General features: G+C 66.1%; 20 protein-coding genes. 11 read left to right on the forward strand and 9 right to left on the reverse strand.

What is annotated here, in order from left to right; translation table 11 throughout:
* The first annotated feature begins 23 nt into the window (after positions 1–23).
* A complete protein-coding gene (locus VI480_RS13070) occupies positions 24–1,007 on the forward strand; it encodes a GTP-binding protein (RefSeq protein WP_323673294.1) in 984 nt (327 codons plus the stop codon).
* Positions 1,004–2,026, forward strand: a complete 1,023-nt coding sequence (locus tag VI480_RS13075) for a WD40 repeat domain-containing protein (protein WP_323673295.1) — start codon at positions 1,004–1,006, stop codon at positions 2,024–2,026. Before VI480_RS13070 ends, VI480_RS13075 begins: the two co-directional genes overlap by 4 nt.
* Positions 2,027–2,035: 9 nt before the next feature.
* Here VI480_RS13075 and VI480_RS13080 read toward each other — a convergent pair whose 3' ends face one another.
* The 4 genes from VI480_RS13080 to ribA are packed head-to-tail and all read right to left on the reverse strand — an operon-like array spanning position 2,036 to position 5,786.
* Positions 2,036–2,671 carry a hypothetical protein gene (locus VI480_RS13080; protein ID WP_323673296.1) on the reverse strand — a complete coding sequence of 212 codons (636 nt, stop codon included), beginning with the start codon at positions 2,669–2,671 and terminating at the stop codon, positions 2,036–2,038.
* Between the two features lie 36 nt (positions 2,672–2,707).
* The gene (locus tag VI480_RS13085) at positions 2,708–3,886 is read right to left on the reverse strand and encodes a M20 family metallopeptidase (protein WP_323673297.1); all 1,179 of its coding nucleotides are present in this window, start codon (positions 3,884–3,886) and stop codon (positions 2,708–2,710) included.
* 51 nt (positions 3,887–3,937) lie between these two features.
* A complete protein-coding gene (locus VI480_RS13090) occupies positions 3,938–5,125 on the reverse strand; it encodes an iron-containing alcohol dehydrogenase (protein ID WP_323673298.1) in 1,188 nt (395 codons plus the stop codon).
* Complete coding sequence (ribA, locus tag VI480_RS13095) at positions 5,106–5,786, reverse strand: GTP cyclohydrolase II (protein WP_323673299.1); 681 nt, start codon at positions 5,784–5,786, stop codon at positions 5,106–5,108. Before ribA ends, VI480_RS13090 begins: the two co-directional genes overlap by 20 nt.
* Before the next feature lie 119 nt (positions 5,787–5,905).
* Between ribA and VI480_RS13100 the strand changes: the two genes are divergently transcribed.
* Complete coding sequence (locus VI480_RS13100; RefSeq protein WP_323673340.1) at positions 5,906–6,694, forward strand: alpha/beta hydrolase; 789 nt, start codon at positions 5,906–5,908, stop codon at positions 6,692–6,694.
* A 52-nt stretch (positions 6,695–6,746) separates the two neighbouring features.
* A complete protein-coding gene (locus VI480_RS13105) occupies positions 6,747–7,190 on the forward strand; it encodes a Fur family transcriptional regulator (protein WP_323673300.1) in 444 nt (147 codons plus the stop codon).
* A 346-nt stretch (positions 7,191–7,536) separates the two neighbouring features.
* Here the strand turns inward: VI480_RS13105 and VI480_RS13110 are convergent, their stop codons facing one another.
* From VI480_RS13110 to VI480_RS13120, 3 genes are all read right to left on the reverse strand, one after another.
* Complete coding sequence (locus VI480_RS13110; RefSeq protein WP_323673301.1) at positions 7,537–8,301, reverse strand: ABC transporter ATP-binding protein; 765 nt, start codon at positions 8,299–8,301, stop codon at positions 7,537–7,539.
* A 7-nt stretch (positions 8,302–8,308) separates the two neighbouring features.
* Positions 8,309–9,307, reverse strand: coding sequence for an ABC transporter substrate-binding protein (locus VI480_RS13115; RefSeq protein WP_323673302.1), 999 nt, complete (start codon positions 9,305–9,307; stop codon positions 8,309–8,311).
* A 74-nt stretch (positions 9,308–9,381) separates the two neighbouring features.
* Positions 9,382–10,461 carry an iron ABC transporter permease gene (locus VI480_RS13120; protein ID WP_323673303.1) on the reverse strand — a complete coding sequence of 360 codons (1,080 nt, stop codon included), beginning with the start codon at positions 10,459–10,461 and terminating at the stop codon, positions 9,382–9,384.
* Between the two features lie 134 nt (positions 10,462–10,595).
* On the opposite strand from VI480_RS13120, the gene mog reads away from it, so the two are divergent.
* The 3 genes from mog (at position 10,596) to VI480_RS13135 (ending at position 13,227) form a co-directional block, all read left to right on the forward strand.
* Complete coding sequence (gene mog / locus VI480_RS13125; protein ID WP_323673304.1) at positions 10,596–11,180, forward strand: molybdopterin adenylyltransferase; 585 nt, start codon at positions 10,596–10,598, stop codon at positions 11,178–11,180.
* A gap of 95 nt (positions 11,181–11,275) precedes the next feature.
* Positions 11,276–12,067, forward strand: coding sequence for a uridine phosphorylase (gene udp / locus VI480_RS13130; protein ID WP_323673305.1), 792 nt, complete (start codon positions 11,276–11,278; stop codon positions 12,065–12,067).
* On the forward strand, positions 12,064–13,227 hold the full coding sequence (locus VI480_RS13135; protein WP_323673306.1) for an enolase C-terminal domain-like protein: 1,164 nt from the start codon (positions 12,064–12,066) through the stop codon (positions 13,225–13,227). The genes udp and VI480_RS13135 overlap by 4 nt, the downstream gene beginning before the upstream one ends.
* A gap of 16 nt (positions 13,228–13,243) precedes the next feature.
* Here VI480_RS13135 and VI480_RS13140 read toward each other — a convergent pair whose 3' ends face one another.
* A complete protein-coding gene (locus VI480_RS13140; protein WP_323673307.1) occupies positions 13,244–13,663 on the reverse strand; it encodes a hypothetical protein in 420 nt (139 codons plus the stop codon).
* 138 nt (positions 13,664–13,801) lie between these two features.
* On the opposite strand from VI480_RS13140, the gene VI480_RS13145 reads away from it, so the two are divergent.
* Positions 13,802–14,023, forward strand: coding sequence for a hypothetical protein (locus VI480_RS13145; protein ID WP_323673308.1), 222 nt, complete (start codon positions 13,802–13,804; stop codon positions 14,021–14,023).
* An 18-nt stretch (positions 14,024–14,041) separates the two neighbouring features.
* Here VI480_RS13145 and VI480_RS13150 read toward each other — a convergent pair whose 3' ends face one another.
* On the reverse strand, positions 14,042–14,248 hold the full coding sequence (locus tag VI480_RS13150; protein ID WP_323673309.1) for a hypothetical protein: 207 nt from the start codon (positions 14,246–14,248) through the stop codon (positions 14,042–14,044).
* 132 nt (positions 14,249–14,380) lie between these two features.
* Here VI480_RS13150 and VI480_RS13155 point away from each other — a divergent pair, with 132 nt between their 5' ends.
* The 3 genes from VI480_RS13155 (at position 14,381) to VI480_RS13165 (ending at position 19,015) form a co-directional block, all read left to right on the forward strand.
* Positions 14,381–16,030: an ABC transporter substrate-binding protein gene (locus tag VI480_RS13155; RefSeq protein ID WP_323673310.1), complete on the forward strand. Its 1,650-nt coding sequence runs from the start codon at positions 14,381–14,383 to the stop codon at positions 16,028–16,030.
* Positions 16,031–16,136: 106 nt separating this feature from the next.
* On the forward strand, positions 16,137–17,081 hold the full coding sequence (locus VI480_RS13160) for an ABC transporter permease (protein WP_323673311.1): 945 nt from the start codon (positions 16,137–16,139) through the stop codon (positions 17,079–17,081).
* Positions 17,078–19,015 (forward strand): dipeptide/oligopeptide/nickel ABC transporter permease/ATP-binding protein, encoded by a 1,938-nt coding sequence (locus VI480_RS13165; protein ID WP_323673312.1) that lies wholly within the window; start codon positions 17,078–17,080, stop codon positions 19,013–19,015. The genes VI480_RS13160 and VI480_RS13165 overlap by 4 nt, the downstream gene beginning before the upstream one ends.
* The last annotated feature ends 39 nt before the right edge of the window (positions 19,016–19,054 follow it).

The following is a 19,054-nucleotide window of genomic DNA, read 5'->3' on the forward strand; positions in this document are numbered from 1 at the left end:
TGGGAATCATTACCATCAACGGCATGGTTGATGAGCGAGTTCCTGTGACGGTGCTGACGGGATTTCTCGGTGCGGGCAAGACAACGTTGTTGAATCACATCCTCACCGAGCAGCACGGCAAGCGGATTGCGGTGATCGAGAATGAGTTCGGCGAGGTTGGCATCGACGACGCCATCGTCCTCGATGCCGAAGAAGAGATCTTCGAGATGAACAACGGCTGCATCTGCTGCACCGTTCGCGGCGATCTGATCCGCATTCTCGGCAATCTGATGCGGCGCAAGGACCGATTCGACCAGATCCTCATCGAGACGACGGGGCTGGCCGACCCGGCACCGGTGGCTCAGACGTTCTTCGTCGACGACGAGATGTCAGCCCAGTTGCGGCTCGATGCCATCGTCACGGTGGTCGACGCCAAGCATCTGGTTCCGCATCTGGACGAAGAGAAGCCCGAAGGGGTCGAGAACGAAGCCGTCGAGCAGCTGGCGTTCGCTGATCGGGTCGTGCTCAACAAGATCGACCTCGCCGACAACAACGAGTTGGACGAAGTGGAAACCCGCATCCGGCAGATCAACCCACTGCCGCCGATTATCCGGACTCAGCACGGGAAGGTCGACCTTGATGCCATCCTCGAGGTCGGCGCGTTCTCGCTCGATCGTGTGTTGGCCGACGATCCCGAGTTCCTCGACCCCGATGCCGAACACCAGCACGACCTCAGCGTGACATCGGTGGGGATCGAAGCCGATGGCGACCTCGATATCGACCGGCTGAATGAATGGCTGGGCGATCTCCTGCGCACGAAGGGAACCGACATCTTCCGCTCAAAGGGCATCCTGTCGATTGCCGGCTGGGACGAACGGTACGTGTTCCAAGGCGTCCACATGTTGCTTGACGGCCAGCCTCAAGGAGTGTGGGCAGACGGCGAGGAACGACGCAACCGTCTCGTATTCATCGGACGCAACCTCGACCGAGAGTCACTGGAGGCCAGCTTCAGGTCCTGCCTGGTATGACCGACGCTGCGACATCGCCCATCGCACAGTGGCGGGTGGACGTTGACGACTACGTGCAGGTCCTCGAGGTTTACCGGGACCGAGGCCAGGCGGTGGTGGGATCCCTAGGCGGTGACGCTGCCCTCATCGAAGTCGACGACGGTTCGGCCACAGCGCTGGAACGCCATGAGATGGGAGTGCTGAGCGCTGCCTGGTCATCCGATGGCAGCCGCGTGGCGGTCGGGGGCCAGGACGGTTGCGTGCGGATCTACGACCGCACCGGAGCTGCTCAGGGCGTTGTCGACACATCGGCCTGGGTGACGGCACTGGCCTGGTCGCCGAACGCACCTGTGCTTGCGATCGGCGCGGGCCGGCACTTGCTCATCACCGACCTCGACGGCGCGCTTCTCCACGACTTCGACGACCAGCCCTCGACGGTGACGGCGGTGGCCTGGTCGGCCGACGGCAGCCGCGTCGGCGCAACCGCATACGGCGGCATTGGTTGGCACGACGTCGTCGGGCCACGGACCGGCCGCCGACGTCGCTTCGACTGGAAGGGGTCGCTGCTGTCGCTGGCGATGTCGCCCGACGGAGCATGGGCCTGTGCCGGCGCCCAAGACGCGACCGTGCATCTGTGGCGGCTCTGGAGCGGCAAGGACCTCTCGATGTCGGGCTATCCGTCCAAGATCGAGCGAATCAGATTCCGCCACGACAGCCGATGGCTAGCGGTCGCGTGCCTCGGTGAGCTCACCGTTTGGGACTTCGGCGGCAAGGGACCTGCGGGCACTGCGCCGGCCTCTGCCTCCGGTCATGACAACCACATTGAGGACCTCGATTGGGATCCCTCCGGCAAGTCCGTCGCCACGGGGGGAGGAGATGGCCGCACCATTGTGTGGGCGGCCCCGACCCGCGCCGGTCAGGACCTGTCGCCGGTGACTGCGCTCGAGTCTGATGAGGCGACCAGCCGTCTCCGGTGGGTCAGCGAGGACTGCCTCCTGGTCGGTCGGGCCGACGGAGGCTTGGTCAAACTCGCTCTCTAGAAGGACAGCTCAGAGGACGCCGGCGAGCCACTCGCGGGCGTCGATCATCATTTCGATGGTCTGGCTGTGAGCCATGTCGTAGGCGTGGTGTCGCAGGTTCCACCCGCCATCGCCGAGAGCTGCGATCACCTCTTTGGGCTGTTCTTGGCCGATGAGGAGGTCGCGGGTTCCCCACTGGAAGAGCGCTGGTCGGCCGTCTCCGTTGGACAGGTCGAGGCTGAGCCCAGGCGCGTTCGGAAGACCGCAGCAGATGGCCCACACGCCGGCGTAGCGGGGCGCACCAGCCCTGCCGGCGAGTGCCAGCGACAAGTAGCCGCCCTGGCTGAACCCGCCCACAATGCACCGCTCGAGCGGCACGCCGGCCTTGCCGGCCTCGTCTGCGATGAAGGATTCGAGCCTCTCGAGCGAGGGCGCGAACTGCGAGATGTCTTGTTCGAACGTCTCGAGGTCGATCGACCACCAGCCCGCGCCGTCGCCGTCGGGCATGTCGATCGGCCCCCTCGGCGCGATCGCAGTGAAGCGTTCGTCTGGGTCCACCAGCGGCACATACGACGCGAGGTGGTGCTGCTCGGCGGTGTAGCCGTGCATGAGGAAGAGCAGACGGTCGACGCCGTCGCGGTCAATCCGGTACTGGGTCAATGACATGGAACGCAACGCTCCTGTGCTGTTCGTTCGGTGAAGCTATGCGCTCGGCGAAAATGCTGCACGGATCTCTTCGCGAGTGTCCGCGCTGGCCAGGCAGTCGACCATGGTGAGCGCCAGGGTGAGCGCACCGTCGATAACTGCCTGGTCGCCTTCCTCGCGACCCGTGTACACCTCGAATTCCGGCGTGTGTATCGGGGTGCCCTCGGGGGCGACTTTGATCATCGGGTGGATGGACGGGACGGCGTAGCTGACGTTGCCCATGTCGGTCGATCCGACCACCATCGACCCTTCCTCTGAGGGCAACGGGTGACGCCCGACATCCATGGCGTTGCGCACGTAGACGTCGAGCAGGGGGTGGTTGTCGATCATGTCGTAGAAGGGCGGATCGATCCACTCGGCCTGCATCTCGCACCCAGAAGCGTCGGCGCCTCCCTGCAGGCAACGCTGCACCCGCTCCTTGAGCGTCTCAAGGCTCGCCATCTTGTGGCTGCGCACGTACCACTCGGCGGCAGCGCGCGACGGCACGATGTTGGGCTTGTCGCCCGCGTCGGTGAAGATGCCGTGGATCCGCTCGTCGGGCCGAATGTGCTGGCGCAGCGCGGCGACCGCGTTGTAGCCGAGTACCGCCGCATCGAGAGCGTTGCGGCCCCGGTGCGGTGAGGCAGCAGCGTGGGCCGCCTGGCCGTCATAGGTCACGTGCAGCTGCTGGATGGCGATCGCATGGAACGTGCGGAGGTCGCGATCGGCGGGATGCACCATCATCGCCAGATCGACATCGTCGAAGGCGCCGCGGCGGACCATGAACTCCTTGCCGCCGCCGCCCTCTTCGGCGGGTGTACCGAGGATGGCGACCCGTCCGCCGAGAGCTTTGGCAACCTTCGCCACCGCGATGCCGGCGCCGAGCCCTGCCGAGCCGATGATGTTGTGACCGCACGCATGGCCGATCCCCGGGAGTGCGTCGTACTCGCACAGCACAGCGACCGTCGGGCCGTCAGCTGTGCCGACGCGAGCATCGAACGCTGTCGGCATGTCGTACGCACCACGGGTCACGTCGATCCCGTTGTCTTCTAACACGCCGGTCAGGGCTTCGTGGGCGTGGTGCTCTTCGAAGTTGAGTTCGGGGTTGGCGTGGATCGTGTGCGAGAGATCCAGCAGCGCCGGCGTGAGGCGCTCGATCTCGGCACGAACGATGTTCTTGGCATCCGCGACGTCCATGACGGCGAGATTACCCAGCCCCTCCGAAGCGGGCCGATCGTGCTGGCTCACCTACATCGCCTGTTCGTACAGCGCATGGACTTCTTCCCGGCTCGGGTAGCGCGGCGTATTCAAGATGATGAGGTCGCGCAACGCGTCGGTGGTGAGCCCGTCGATGTCCTGCGTCTTGGCGCCGAGGTCGCTGAGACTGCGGTCCGTTCCGACGGTTGCAGACAGCGTCTCGACCGCCTCGACGGCCGCCAGCGGGTCGCGGGCGACGCCGAGCGCTTGGCCCACGTCGGCGTAGCGATCGGAGACCGATTCGAGGTTGAAGCGCATGACGTGGGGGAGCATGGTGGCGAGCGTCTGCCCGTGGGCTGCGCCGAACGTGCCCGAGACGGGGTGACCGGTTGCGTGGACGAGCCCGAGCAGCGGGCCCGACGAGAATGCACGGCCCGCGAGGTGGGACGCGATCTGCATCGACGCCCGGGCCTGCACATCGCTGCCGACGGCGACGGCCTGGGGGAGCCACTGCCCGGTGAGCCGGATGGCCTGCAGCGCGAGGCCGTCGGCATAGGGGTTCGACGCGGTGGACGTGTAGGCCTCGATGGCGTGCGTCAGCACATCCATACCGCACACCGCAGTCGCACCCGACGGCAGCCCGACGGTCAAGAGGGGGTCCAGCACGACAGCGCGCGGCCGAACGTCGGGGTGGCTGAAGGTCAGTTTGCGATGGTCCTCTGTCCGGGTGATCAGGCCGCCGCCGTTGGTTTCCGACGCCGTGCCGGAGGTGGTGGGCACGGCGATCGTGGGCACGCACGGCGCACTGGCCCGAGCCGGGGGCGCCAAGGTTGCGAAGTCGATCCGGTCGGCGTCGTCGAGTTCGGGCGAGAAGGCAAGCGACGAGTCCTCGATGCCTGACGGGGCTGCCATAGCGATGTACTTGCCGCAGTCCATGACCGACCCGCCGCCGACGAGCACTATCACGACGTCCTCGGTGCCGAACCCTCGAAGCGACTCCACCCCGGCGGCGACGTTGGCATCGGTCGGATTGGGGTCGACGTCGTCGAAGACCGTCCACTCGAGGCCATCGGTTGTGAGGGCGTCGATCACCGTGTTGACAATGCCCGCGGCGCGCACGCCCGGGTCGCTCACCACGAAGGCACGGCTGCCGTGCGCCCGTACGTGCTGGGCGAGCTCGGCGACGCTGCCCTCACCCACGTGGGTGGACGGCATGGGTTCAAGCGTGTAGGTGCTCATCTGTCGGGAAACTCCTCTGCTGCTGTGACCACGCCGGGTCATGCCCGTTCGTGGTGGGAAGTTGATGGCCCAGTCGGCGGGCCTTGGTCTCGAGGTATCGGCGGTTGTAAAGGTTCGGCGCGACAGCGAGAGGCACGCGTTCCACGGTGATTCCGTTCTCGCGAAGGCTGTCTGCCTTGTGGGGGTTGTTGGTGAGCAGCTCGACGTCAGTGATGCCGAGGTCACGAAGGATCCAGGCCGCAGGCGCGTAGTCACGCTGATCGGCCTCGAAACCCAGCGTGGTGTTGGCGTCCACGGTGTCGAAGCCGGTGTCCTGGCACTGGTAGGCCCTGATCTTGTTGGCGAGCCCGATCCCGCGGCCCTCCTGATCGAGATAGAGGATCGCGCCGGCCCCTGAGGAGGTCACGTGTTGGATCGCGAGCTCGAGCTGCTGCCCGCAGTCGCACCGCAACGAGCCGAACACGTCGCCGGTGACGCACGAGGAGTGCATACGCACAGGCACCTTCCGACGCGAGTGCGGATCGCCGAAGACCAGTGCCACATGCTCGCCTACACCCTCTCCGATGTAGGCGAAGATCGTGAACAGGCCGTGCTTCGTCGGGAGTTGGGCCTCGCCGACCCGTTCCAGGGTGTGCGGGGTTTCGTCGGGTGCCGTGCTCATGGGGGTGTGTTTCGACGATGGAAACCGGACCGGGACTCTAACCGGAATGAGAACGGTTCCTACGAGACTCAGCACGAAGGGCGCCGGTGTGCGGGGGTGCTAGAACCGCGCCCGTGCCGATGTTCGCTGGGTCAGAGGGATCGATTCACTACGAGCGATGGGTGCCCGAAGGCCCCGCGCGCCGCATCGCGGTGGTGGTGCACGGCTACGCCGAGTACGCGGCACGCTATGGCCACCTGGCCGAGCGGCTGATGGCCGATGGCGCGGTGATCTACGGCGAGGACCACATGGGGCACGGTCGCAGCGACGGCGAGCGGGCGCTCATCACCGACTTCGAGCACGTGGTCGACGACCTGCGGATGCTCGTCGACATCGCGCAGGCCGAGCATCCTGGGCTGCCGGTGGTGATGATCGGGCACTCGATGGGCGGGCTGCTCACTTCGAGGTTTGCCCAGGAATACCCCGACGATGTCGCCGGCATCGTCCTGCTCGGCGCGGTGATCGGCGACTGGAACTGGGCCCGGGAGGTTCTGGCGCAGCCAGAGCTGCCTCCCGCCACGACCGACTTCTCGGGCATGTCCCGCGACACCGCCGCAGTCGAGGCCTACGCCACCGATCCGCTCATCTACCGGGGCCGGTACAAGCGGCCCTTGCTTGAAGCCGAGGTTGTCGCCCTGGACCGATTCCAGGCCCAGGTCAGCACCCTCACCATGGGGGTGCTGTTCTGCCACGGCACTGATGACCCCTTCGTCGACTACCGCACCTCGCTCGAGGCGGTGCAGTCGATGCCCAGCGAGGACAAAACCATCCGCCTCTACGAAGGCGCTCGCCACGAACTGGTGAATGAGACGATCCGAGACGAGGTGATCGATGAAATCGCCGCATTCGTTGGCCGGATCACCGCATAGAGACGGCGTAGCACCTTCAAGCTGGCGCAACCGGCCTCGGTAGAATGTGCTGATGGGCGAGCGACTCGCCGATACTCACGAATTGGTGTCGGCCCGCCTGAATGACGCCGGGCAGCTCTACACCAAGGGTCGGCGAGAACTCGTGGAGCTTCTCGTGCGCGCCGCTCGACCGGCGACTATCCCCGAGATGCTCGAGCTCCGGCCTCGCCTAACTCAGAGCTCGCTGTACCGCAACATGGCCGACCTCGAAAGCGTGGGCATCGTCCGGCGTGTTGTCGGGATCGATGACCCGACTCGTTACGAGTTCTCCGAGGACATCATCGGCCGTCATCACCACACCATCTGCACCGTGTGCGGCATGGTTGACGACTTCTTCATGCCCGCTGCGGACGAACGCAGCCTCGAGACATCACTCGACAAGGCGCTGGACACCAGCGGGTTCCAGCCGAGCACCCACCGGCTCGACGTCTTCGGAATCTGCCCCGACTGCACTTGACCTGCGGATGAAGACCTTCGACTGAAGGACCGGAGGCGGCGGCTGCGAGGCGCCGTCGGCAAGCCACTCGCACAGTGCATCAGTGAGCAGGGCGTCGTTGATGCCACCGAGCCACACCGATGACCCGTCGCCGCGGCGGACAATCACGACGTTGGAGTAGGCGCACTCGTCCACGCAGTCCACCACGCGAGCTCGAGCGACGGCCGAGATCGCGGCGGTCTGCCCATCGTGGTCGGTCTCGGGGTGCTTCCGCTCGGTCCCGCAGCAGCAGCCGCGGCAGATCTGGACACGTATGGAGGCCGGGGAAGCCCAGCCGTTCGGCGCGGAATTCATCGCTCGTTGCCCATCACGGCGAGAGAGGGCCGAACGCGAAGTGGGAGTGGCGCCCGTCGGCCAGCCGTCGTACCTCGATGCCGTAGACGGGTTCGAGTACCTCGCTTTGCAGCACGTCGTCGGGCTGTCCCTGTCGCACCACCCTGCCGTGGTCGAGCAGGGCGAGATGATCGCAGTAGCGGCTGGCCAGGTTGAGGTCGTGCAGCACGACGATGCTGTCGATCTGGAGGTGCCGGACCAGCGCGAGCACCTCGTGCTGGTAGCGGACGTCAAGATGATTCGTGGGTTCGTCGAGCAGGATGACCGAGCTCTGCTGCGCGATGCACCGGGCGATCAGCACCCGTTGGCGTTCCCCGCCCGACAGATGGTGGATGCTGCGATCGGCGAAGCTCGACATGTCCACCATGTCCAGCCCGTCAAGCACGGCTTTGCGGTCGTCGTCGGTGAAGCCCTGATGGTCGCCGCGATGAACGTGGCGTCCCAAGAGCACGAACTCGCCGACCGAGATATCGATCCCTTCGGCTGAGGTGTCTTGAGTGACGACGGCGACCGCACGTGCAATCGAGCGTTGCGACATTGACCCGATCGCGACGTCGTCGATGAGAACGGCCCCTCTGTGCGGGCGGAGCATGCCGTACAGGCAGCGCAGCAGCGATGACTTGCCGCTGCCGTTGGGCCCGATGAGGCCGACAACCTGTCCGGGGCGCGTGCTGAGCTGCGCCCCGGACAGGACATCGACGGCGCCCAGCCGCAGGTCGATGCCGGTGGCCGTGATCACGGGTTCGTCACTGGGTGATCTGAGCGCTGAGCTCAGACAGTCCCTTCACTACGAGCGGCGTCGGGGGCTCGGCCCAGTTGAACAGGAGCGGGTACACCGCGCCTTGCTCGACTGCGGCGATGCTGTCCGCACCGGGAAGATCGGTGACCAGCGCGCTGATCTCGTCGGGTGTGAGGCCGAAGTCGTCATAGAGCAGCACCAAGATCTCGGGGTTGCGGCCGATGACCTCTTCGATCGAGACCTCGGGCACCCGCTCGCTGAGCTCGGCGAACACGTTGGTCATGCCGAGCGCCTCCATCAGCGGATGCACCATGCCGAGCGAGGAGTAGGCGTAGATGGCGCTGCCGTCAGAGCTGACATACAGCGCAGCAGCGGTCTGGCCCTCGGCAACCGGCGCATCGGCTGCGGAGGCCACGGCGGCCTCCAGCGCGTCGGCGCTCGCGTTGGCGGTCTCGCTGGTGCCGAAGAGTTCCCCGTAGAAGCGGACCTCGTCCAAGATGCTCTCGAACGACGGCGTCGGCGGGTTGTCGCAGAACGGGGGCATCACGTAGAGCTGGATGCCCACGTCCGCGAGCGCGTCGTGGGTGAGGGTGGCGGTGTCGTAGCCGATGACGATGTCGGGGTCGTGGTCGATGATCGCCTCCACCGATATCTCAACACCGCCGGTCGATGTGTGCTGGGCCACCAACGCCGGGATGTCGTTGAGCAGGGCCAACTCCTCGGCGGTGTAGTACTCCTCCGGGAAGCTCTCAATGCGGGCGATCACACGGTCCATGGCGCCGGCGGCGAACAGCAGCGAGGGCGCCGCTGCCTCCATCAGCATCACCCGCTCAGGAGGGGCGTCGAGGGTGAACTCGGTGTCGCAGTTGGTGAAGGTCAGCGGGAAGCCGTCGTCTTGGGCCGCTGCGGGTGATTCGTCGCTTCCTCCACATGCTGCGGCCACAAATGCGGCTGCCAGGAGCAGTGCGACTGCTCGGCGCATGCTCCGAGGCAGTGACAATTTCATGGGGGTTTCCTTCTTCATTGGGGGATTCACTGGGAGGTTTCCTTTCATGGAGGGGGTAGACGGGCGCAGGCACCTCATGCGTTGTGGCTGAGCTTTCGAACGAGCGCGACGAGGACCGGCGCACCGAGCACGCCAGTGACGACGCCGATGGGCAGCTCGCGGGGCTGCAACACCATGCGAGCCGCAACGTCCGCCCAGACCAGCATGAGGGCGCCGAACGCTGCGGATGCCGGGATCAGATGGCGGTGAATCGGTCCGATGATCCGTCGCGCGATGTGAGGTGCCGCGAGACCGACGAATCCGATGCCGCCCGACAGCGACACGGCGAAGCCGACGCACATCGCGACGACGACCACGAGCTGCAGCCGGGTGCGTCCGGGATCGACGCCGCTCGCCATTGCGGTCTCGTCGCCGAGTGCCAACAGGTCGAGTCGGCGGCGCCACCAGAACACGAGGATCATGCCGGCCCCCATGCCGAGGTAGCCGATGGGCAGCGTGGACCAGTCGGCGTTCGCGAGCGAGCCGAGCAGCCAGAACATCACCGCCCGGGCGCCATACTCGCTTTCGGCGAAGAGGATGAGCAGGCTGGTGACGGCACTCAGCAGGTAGGCGACGGCCACGCCGGCTACGAGCATCCGCGAGGGGGTGATGCGACCGGAGGAACGGGCCAACGCCAAGACGAGCGCAAGGGCGCCGAGGGCGCCGAAGAACGCCATCAGCGACACCGATTCTCGGCCCAGCCAGGAGCCGACTCCGAACAGGATCGCCGCAGCTGCTCCGGCGGATGCTCCCGAGCTCACGCCGAGGATGTACGGCTCGGCCAGCGGGTTGCGGACGAGGGCTTGCAGCGTCACTCCCACGACCCCGAGTGCCGCACCCACGATTGCGCCGAGCAGCACCCGTGGCAGGCGCACTTGCCAGATGATTGCGTCGTCGGTTCGGGCCCAGCTCTCGGCATCGAACAGGCCCATCATGTGGTGCCCGATGATCTTCAGGACTGTCGGGGGGGCCACGCCGACCGGACCGAGCCCGATGGCGACCACCACCGACACAACGGTGAGCGATGTGAGGGCAATGAGGGTAGGCCGGCGACTCCATGCCCAGCCGTCATGCGACGCAGCCGGGGCGCGACTTGGCGCCTGGAGGAGAGACACGGCGGCGGATCATAACAGGAATAGGAACGATTCCCATTTTGTGCTGATGTGTGGTTTTGTTCTGCTCCGCCGTGGCAATGGAGATGGTCCTATAGGAATGGCACTCATTCCCAACCGAGCGGTACCGTTTCGGCGTGACCAGCACCTCCGATGGAACGCAGAACCTCTCGACGCACGCGCTTATCGGCATCGTGACGGTTTCGGACAGGGCCAGTCGCGGCGACTACGAAGATCGGGGAGGACCGGCGATTCGTGCCTATCTCGAGCGGGTGCTGGCCTCGGGATGGTCTGCGCAGGCTGCGCTCGTTCCCGACGAGCAGGACCAGGTGGCCCAAGCGATCCGGGAGCTGGCCGCAGCAGGGTGCTGTCTCATCCTCACCACCGGCGGCACGGGCCCGGCACTACGCGACGTCACCCCCGAGGCCACCGAGGCAGCCTGCTCCAAGATGTTGCACGGCTTCGGGGAAGCGATGCGCACCGCATCGCTGAAGGCAGTGCCGACTGCGATCCTGTCGCGTCAGACTGCCGGCATCTGCGACGGCGCCTTGGTGATCAACCTGCCAGGTCAGCCCAAGGCAATCGCAGAGTGCCTCGACGCGGTGTTCGCCGCAGTCCCGTACTGCATCGACCTCATCGGCGGGCCCTACATCTCGACCAATACCGAACACATCGAAGCGTTCCGGCCGGCATCAGCCGTCCGCCCAGTCGCAGTCGACTGACTGCAGAGATCGCCGGCAGCGAGTCGTGTCGGCGGAGATCGGTTGCCGACACGGCGACGGCGGTGTCGCGTGCGGCCGAGAAATAGGGTCGGGTGATGGGTGACGAGCGAGTGATGCACCTAGGCGTGACCGCGACCGATCTGGGCGGGGCCACGCTTGCGATCGTGCCGGGCGATCCCGCGCGGGTGGCGAGGATCGCCGAGACGATGGACGAGCCGGCGCACCTGGCCTCCGTGAGGGAATTCACGACCTATCGAGCGTCGATCGACGGCCAGCCGGTGGTGGTCTGCTCGACTGGTGTCGGCGGGCCGTCGACCTCGGTCGCGGTGGAGGAGCTGGCCCAGCTCGGCGTGCGGACGTTCCTGCGCGTGGGCACCACGGGTTCGATCCAGCCTGATCTGCTGATCGGTGACTTGGTCATCACCCAGGCGGCGGTGCGCCTCGACGGTGCGAGCCGTCATTTTGCTCCGCTGGAGTACCCGGCCGCTTCCTCGTACGAGTGCACCCGTGCCCTGGTCGATGCAGCGGTCGCCCTCGACGCCCCCCATCAGGTGGGGATCACGGCGTCGAGCGACACCTTCTACCCCGGCCAGGAGCGCTACGACACGGTGGCCGGAGATGTCGTCAGCTGGCTGCGGGGCAGCCTGGCCGAGTGGCGTCGGATCGGCGTGCTCAACTACGAAATGGAGTCGGCCACCCTGTTCACGATGTGCGCGGCCAACGGCTGGCGGGCCGGGTGCGTCGCCGGAGTAATCGCCCAACGCACCGAGTCGGAGTCCGTGGTCGACGAGGCCCGCATCGCCGCCACCGAGGAGCGTGCTGTCGGCGTGGTTGTCGAAGCCGCCCGCCGCCTGCTTCAACACAATTCCCACCGAGGTGAACCATGAGCAAGATCAGCCGCATCGTCGTTCAGGCCTACACGTACCAACTCTGCGATGTCGGTCCGACGATCTGGACGTACTTGCCTAGGGCGGAGACGAGCGTCTCGAAGTTCGTGGTGACAATCGAATCCGACGACGGTCACACGGGCAGCTACGCACCCCACTACGGCGCAACCGAGCACGCCATGGCGCAAGTCTGCGACATGGCGCCGCTGTTGATCGGCAGAGACCCAGAGCAGCGCGAACAGATCTTCGAACTCCTCAAAATCCAGTTCCGGCACTTCGACAAGGTCGGCATCGCGGCACTCGACACCGCCCTGTGGGACCTCGCAGGCAAGAAGTACGGCGCCTCCATCAGCCAGTTGCTGGGCGGGTACCGGGAGCGGTTGCCGACGTACGCGAGCACGACACCGGGCCAACAGACACCCGGCGGCCTGGACAGCATCGAGAAATACGCAGACTTCGCGGAGGAATGCCAGCAGCGCGGCTTGCCGGCGTACAAGATCCACGGCTTCTTCGACGGCAGCGTGGCCAACGAGATCGGCATCATGACAGCGGTTCGCGATCGTGTCGGGTCCTCGATGAAGCTGATGACCGACCCCGCATCGTCACTGGAGTCATTCATGGATGCCGTGGAAGTCGGTCGGGCGTGCGACGACTTGGGATTCCTCTGGTACGAAGACCCCTACCGCGATGCCTCGTCGAGCGCCGCCGCTCACCAGCGCCTGCGAGAGTTCATCAGCACGCCGATGCTCATTGCCGAGCACATCCGAGGATTCGAGCAGAAGGCCGACTTCGTGCTGGCTCGCGGCACCGACATCATGCACATCGATCCCGAGTTGGACGGCGGCATCACCGGCACGATGAAGCTGACCCACTTCTGCGACGCCATCGGCATGGAGGTGCAGCTCCACACGGCCGGCCCGATGCACCGGCACTGCATGTCGGCCATTCCCAACGCGCTGTTCTACGAGCTGGGCCTGGTCAATCCCGACACGTCGCAGAACTGCCTGCAGCCGCCGATCTACGCAGACGGTTACGGCGATGGCCTCGACGATGTGGGTGCTGATGGATGCGTGGCGGTACCCACCGGCCCGGGCCTGGGAGTGGAGTACGACTGGGACAAGATCAGCGCCTGGGAAACGGCCAGGCGCACATTCGACTAACTCGACTCGCCTTCCGTCACCTGGTTCGAGGAGGGCGGGGCTGCAGAGGCTCGGTGCCGAAGCTTCGCCCGCCGGGCTCGGGCGGGCGGCCGTCGGGAACGTGCTGGAACTCGCGATTCATCCTGCGGACGCCCGGTGTGATCGCCACTGCGTAGCCGATCAAAGCGAGGAACACTCGGCGAGCTGGCAGGAGCACGAAGCAGATGGCCCATGCGGCGGCGAATCCAATGAGTCGTGGCTTCATCGCGGACACGCGCGCAGACGGCTTGTCGTCGGGTCGGCCGAGCGGGAAACGCTTCGGCCTGATGAACCAGCCGTGGGCAAACAGCTGAGCGACGAAGTACGGCCAGAAAGCCTCTGGGGCGTCCAGCGGGGGGTCGGTGTCCCATGGCGCGTCGATGTCGCTGGCCAACCCGTCTTGGATACGCGACCACATGTGCGACGCGGTGACTCGACCGGAGGCGCCACCGCGGTTCTGGTGAGTGGGGCGACGATGCCAGCGGTACAGCACCCGTCGGTCCTCGGCGAGGGCCAGAATTCCGGCCTGGAAGATGCCGTTCGGGTGCGAAGACCAGTGCCGCTCCAAGATTGCGCCGTCGCCGATGTAGAGATCGAACCCAGCCTCACGGCAGTCGCCGAGGATCTCGTGGTGCGGGTCGCCGACCGCTTCATAGTCCAGTTCCCAGGTGTCCTGTGCTTCGCTTGCGAGGCTCTGGGGCTCACTGGTGATCGCGAAGATCTCGCCTCCCGCCGCTCGGATCTTCTCGACGACCCCCGATTTTCCGAAGCCGCGTAACTCGCGACGGCATGGCGGTCACCACAGGCCGCGGTAGAACACCAAGACCACGAACTTGTGCTTGTCGAGCTGGGCGTTGAGCCACCCGGTGCGCACCCCGATCGGCGGGTCGAGCAGCGGCGGGATCAGCGGATCGTCGACGTCGGCGGCCGACACTCGAAAGCCCTCGGCTGATCGTTCGACCACCACCTGCTCACGGGCACAGACGTCGCCGTCGCACAGCACCAAGCCCAGCTCGAAGGACCCTTCTCGCGCCTGTGCGACGGTGTCGTCTGCGTCGATGATTCCGGTGATCTCGTAGTGCGACCCGTGCGTTGCGTTGATCCACTCGAGAGCGGCCTCCGAAGCGGCCGCCTATTGCTGGCGCTGCTCGCAGTGCTCGCGCTATTTGCCGCGAGCTGCGGCGGCGACGATGACGGCGACGGCGCTGCACCCGACACCGATACGGAAGTCGGTGACTCCGCAGACGACGCACCGGCCGATGACGACATGGCCGATGACGCGCCAGCCGATGACGACATGGCTGACGACGACATGGCCGATGACGCGCCGGCCGATGACGACATGGCCGACGAGCCCTCCGGGCCGAGCGGCACGCTGCGGATGGCGATGACGACTGATGTCCAGACCTACGACCCGGTCATGGCCGGGATCGCGCAAGGGCCGTACCTCATTCCGGTGTACGACACGTTGCTGATCCGCAGTGCCGACGGGGGGGTCGCTCCGCGCCAGGCAGAGGCGTTCCGCATCATCAGCTCGTCGTCCTACGAGCTCGACCTCGCGCCGGGCATCACCTTCAGCGACGGTGCAGCCCTCGACGCCGCAGCGGTCGTGGCCAACTTTGAGCGGGCCAAGGCCCGCGAGGACAGCCCGCAGGCCGCGACGTACAGCAACATCGCTGCAATCACCGCGGTGAGCGACTTGACGGTTCGCTTCGACCTGGTCGAGCCCTCGACGGCGTTCCTCCAAGAGCTGACCTGGCTGCCGGGCATGATGGTGAGCCCGAATGCCTTCGACACCGACCTCGACGCCGTGCCCGTCGGCGCCGGTGGCTGGGTGTTCGACGCGGAGTCGACGCGTGCCGGCGTGCAGCAGGACTTCACGGCCCGCACCGATGACTTCTGGGACCCAGCGTCGGTTCGGATCGAGAGAATCGAGATCCGTCTGCTGCAAGACGAAGCGGCCACCAACGGCATTCTGAACGGCGAGTTGGACTTGGTCTTCAAGGAAGACCTGTCGGTGTCGGCGTATATCGACGCCGGTCTTACGATCATCGACAACCCGGAGCCGGCCCTGCGATACGTGCAGGTCATGGACATTGACGGTGTCCTGCTCGAACCGATCGGCGACCTTCGTGTACGTCAGGCAATGAATCTGGCGCTCGACCGTGATGGATACAACAACGCGATCCAGAACGGTTTGGGCAACCCGTACCCCGGATGGTTCTTGCCGAACGAGGCGTGGCACGACGCCTCGACCGAGCAGTGGGCGTTCGATCTTGACCGTGCAAAGGCGCTCCTCGCCGAGGCCGGTTATCCGGACGGGTTCGCCATCACGCTCGAGACCATCCCGCCGCTCGCTCCCACTGCCGAGGCCATAGCGCAGATGTGGACGGCCCTCGGGCTCGACGTTTCGGTCAATGTCGGCGAGCCGGGCACGCTGGCCGGCACCATGCGCGCCGGTGTGACTGCGCTCACTCCGACGTTCAACGCGGGTCACCCGCCAGAGCGGTTCTACCGTCAGCGTCTGGCGCCCGGCAACGGCTTCGATCCGTTCCTCGCAGACCGCGGCGACCTGGCCGATCTTGCCGCCGAGGCGTTCGAGGCCACGACGGTCGAAGAGCAGAACGCAGCTTGGGCCAGGACGTTCGCGTATGCCGTGAACCAAGGGTTCGTGATGGTGTACGGGCACGGGACAAACGGCGTGGTCATCGGCCCGGGAGTCAGCGGCGCCGAGTTCAACGCCAGCGAGATCATGCCGCGCCCCTATGGGATGAGCGTCGAATAGTTCCGGGGCCACACCGCTTCGTGATCCTCAATCACTCAGGCCGGCTCCCCAGCCCGACCATCATCGGGCTGGGGAGTACGGCTGACCTGTAGGGCAGAATGACCTCGTGACGCGCACCGTCCTCATCCGGGTGGTCTCGCTCATTCCGCTCGTGATCCTCGCGAGCTTCATCACGTTCTCGCTGCTGCAACTCACCGAGACCGATCCCGCCATCGTCCGGCTGGGCGACGACGCGACCGAAGAGGCCTACGAGGCATTCCGGGAGCAGATCGGCGTCAACGACCCGTTCATCGTCCAATACGGACGATGGCTGGGAAATGCGGCCACCGGAGACTTGGGAGAGTCCTGGAATGGTCCGAATCAAGTCTCCCAGCTCTTGAAAGAGCGCCTGTCGGTCACATTCTCGCTGGCTTTTGGAGGGTTGTTCGTCGCGGCGACCATCGGCACCGTGCTCGGCATCGCCGCGGGCGTACGTGCCGGCAGAGCGACGGACACGGTCATCACAGCGGCGGCATCGTCGGGCCAGGCACTTCCGAACTTCTGGGTCGGAATTCTGCTCGTCGCGTTCGTCGCCCTGCCCTATGACGTGTTTCCGGCAACCGCCTATACCGGCCCCACCGAATCGGTCAAGGACTGGCTGATCAGCATCACCCTGCCGTCCATTGCGCTCGGCACTGCTGCGGCGGCGGCGATCGCCCGTCAGACCAGAGCCGCCTTCGTCCGAGTGCTGCACGAGCCGTACATACGCACTGCGCTCTCGGTCGGCTTGTCTCGGCGGTCGATTCTCTACCGAACTGCGCTGCGCAACGCCTCCATTCCGGTGGTCACGAGCGCTGCGACGCTGTTCGGAACATTGCTGGGCGGGGCGGTGGTCGTCGAGGCGGTCTTCGCCTATCCCGGCTTGGGCTCACTCGTGCTCGAGGCCATTCAGAACGGTGACCTGCCGATCGTGCTCGGGTTCGTCTTCGTGGCGGCGGTCGGCGTCGCGCTGGTCCAGCTGACGCTGGACATCACCTACACGATCATCGACCCGCGGACGCGTGTGGCATGAGCGGGCCTGAGACGCGTTCGGCGAAGGAGAGCCCGCTGGTCAAGGTCGCCTGGGGGCTGATCTTCTTCTTGGCGGGCGTGGCAATCTTCGGCCCCTGGCTCTCGCCCTACGACCCGAATCTCGGTGACTTCCAGAAGCTCCTACTGGGCCCGAGCGGCGATCACTGGCTCGGCACCGACAACCTGGGCCGGGACACCCTGACCCGGCTCGTTGTCGGCACCCGCGTGGCCGCCATCGCCGGGCTCGAGGCGACGGCGATCGCGATCGCGGTCGGGGTGCCGATCGGCATCACGGTGGGGTACCTCGGCGGCATGATCGATCGACTGGTGATGCGCGTCGTCGATGCGGTTGCCGCCATCCCGGCCCTGGTCCTCGCCATCGCCATCATCGCCGCTATCGGCACCGGCTTGATTCCGGCAATGCTGGCCGTCGGTCTGGCCTTCTCGGCAAGCGTGGCCAGGTTGGCGCGCGGTTTGGCATTGACCGAACGCGAGCGCCTGTATGTCGACGGCGCGCGCGTGGTGGGCGTGGGCAGGTCGGGTCTGCTGCTGCGTCACATCCTGCCGAACATCGGCGGTCCACTCGTCGTCATCGCCACCACGGTCTTCGCCCATGCGATCGTCATCGAGGCCAGCCTGAGTTTCATCGGACTCGGCGTGCAGATCCCCGACGCCAGTTGGGGGTCGATGCTGACCAACGCGCAGCGTGTCCATCGCGACCACCCGTTTCAATCGGTGCCGCCGGGTGCGGCGATCTTCATCACTGTGTTGGCGATCAACATCGTCGGCGACTCGTTGCTACGCCGGCGAAAGGGCGAGTCGTTCGACCATCCCGCGGGCCACCTCGAGCCGGTTATCGCTGCGCCCAGAGACGACAGGGCGAAAGAGGCCAATGCGCAGGTCGTCAATACAGCAGGCGTCTCGAACCGGGTTCTGACGGTTCGTTCGCTGTCGGTTGCTTATCCCGAGACCACTGCGGTGCTCTCGGCCGACTTCCACGTCGATGAAGGCGAGGTGGTCGCGTTGGTCGGCGAGTCCGGGAGCGGCAAGACCAGCGCGGTGATGGCGGTCGCAGCGCTGCTGACGCCGCCTGCCGACGTGCGTGCCGCCGAATTGTCGCTTGACATCGTCGGCGGCGAGATCTCCCTGCTTGACATGGACCGACGCGAACAGCGTCGCTGGCGGAGCCACCTCGGCGTCGTCTTCCAGGAGCCGGCTGCCAGCTTGAACCCGTTGCAGACGGTGGGCCGGCAGATGGCCAACGCGCTGAAGCGGGTCGGGTACAGATCGCGGCGAGAGATCTCAGCTCGGACCATCGAGCTGCTGACGGCTGTCGGCTTGCCTCGCCCGGACGAAGTCGCCCGCCTGCGCCCGGACCAGATCTCGGGCGGCATGGCTCAGCGTGTGGTGATCGCCCAGGCTCTGGCCAGTGAGCCCCGGCTGCTGATCGCCGATGAACCCACGACCGCTCTCGACGTCACGATCCAGGCCGAGATCATCACGCTGCTCAAGCAGCTCGGCGAACGACGTGGCCTGGCGGTGCTGCTGGTCACCCATGATCTCGGGGTGGCGGCCGAGTTGGCCGATCGCACCCTCGTCATGTACCAGGGCCGGGTGGTCGAGACGGCGCCGATGGCAGGCCTGGTGACGGCGCCGCAGCATCCCTATGCGTCCGAGCTGCTGCTGTCGGTGCCGCGCAACGTGGGCGGCATCAAGATCGAGCCGATGATCGACCGATCGGCGGCGCTTGCCGTGCCGACGGTCGGGTGCGTGTACGCACCCCGCTGCGAGCATGCACTGCCGGAGTGTCGTGAGCGTGAGCCGGAGCTGAGAGCAGTTCGGAGTCATGGCGTGGCCTGCATCCGCGCCGAGGATTTGGAGCTGCCCGCCATCACGGCCGGCGCGGATGGGCTCGAGCCCCGAGGCTCCCAGTGACCGTGCTAGCGACGGCCGATGGCCTGACGGTCCGCTTCA

The sequence above is a fragment of the Candidatus Poriferisodalis multihospitum genome, from assembly GCF_028283155.1.
Taxonomy (GTDB): Bacteria; Actinomycetota; Acidimicrobiia; order Acidimicrobiales; family Poriferisodalaceae; genus Poriferisodalis; species Poriferisodalis multihospitum.

Bases quoted from the DNA above. Each gene is read 5' to 3' on its own strand.
- VI480_RS13075 (WP_323673295.1), top strand. From the start codon at position 1,004: ATGACCGACGCTGCGACATCGCCCATCGCACAGTGGCGGGTGGACGTT.
- VI480_RS13080 (WP_323673296.1), bottom strand. From the start codon at position 2,671: ATGTCATTGACCCAGTACCGGATTGACCGCGACGGCGTCGACCGTCTG.
- ribA (WP_323673299.1), bottom strand. From the start codon at position 5,786: ATGAGCACGGCACCCGACGAAACCCCGCACACCCTGGAACGGGTCGGC.
- VI480_RS13070 (WP_323673294.1), top strand. From the start codon at position 24: ATGGTTGATGAGCGAGTTCCTGTGACGGTGCTGACGGGATTTCTCGGT.
- VI480_RS13090 (WP_323673298.1), bottom strand. From the start codon at position 5,125: ATGAGCACCTACACGCTTGAACCCATGCCGTCCACCCACGTGGGTGAG.
- VI480_RS13165 (WP_323673312.1), top strand. From the start codon at position 17,078: ATGAGCGGGCCTGAGACGCGTTCGGCGAAGGAGAGCCCGCTGGTCAAG.
- VI480_RS13100 (WP_323673340.1), top strand. From the start codon at position 5,906: ATGTTCGCTGGGTCAGAGGGATCGATTCACTACGAGCGATGGGTGCCC.
- VI480_RS13115 (WP_323673302.1), bottom strand. From the start codon at position 9,307: ATGAAATTGTCACTGCCTCGGAGCATGCGCCGAGCAGTCGCACTGCTC.
- VI480_RS13135 (WP_323673306.1), top strand. From the start codon at position 12,064: ATGAGCAAGATCAGCCGCATCGTCGTTCAGGCCTACACGTACCAACTC.
- udp (WP_323673305.1), top strand. From the start codon at position 11,276: ATGGGTGACGAGCGAGTGATGCACCTAGGCGTGACCGCGACCGATCTG.
- VI480_RS13140 (WP_323673307.1), bottom strand. From the start codon at position 13,663: ATGTGGTCGCGTATCCAAGACGGGTTGGCCAGCGACATCGACGCGCCA.
- VI480_RS13085 (WP_323673297.1), bottom strand. From the start codon at position 3,886: ATGGACGTCGCGGATGCCAAGAACATCGTTCGTGCCGAGATCGAGCGC.
- VI480_RS13105 (WP_323673300.1), top strand. From the start codon at position 6,747: ATGGGCGAGCGACTCGCCGATACTCACGAATTGGTGTCGGCCCGCCTG.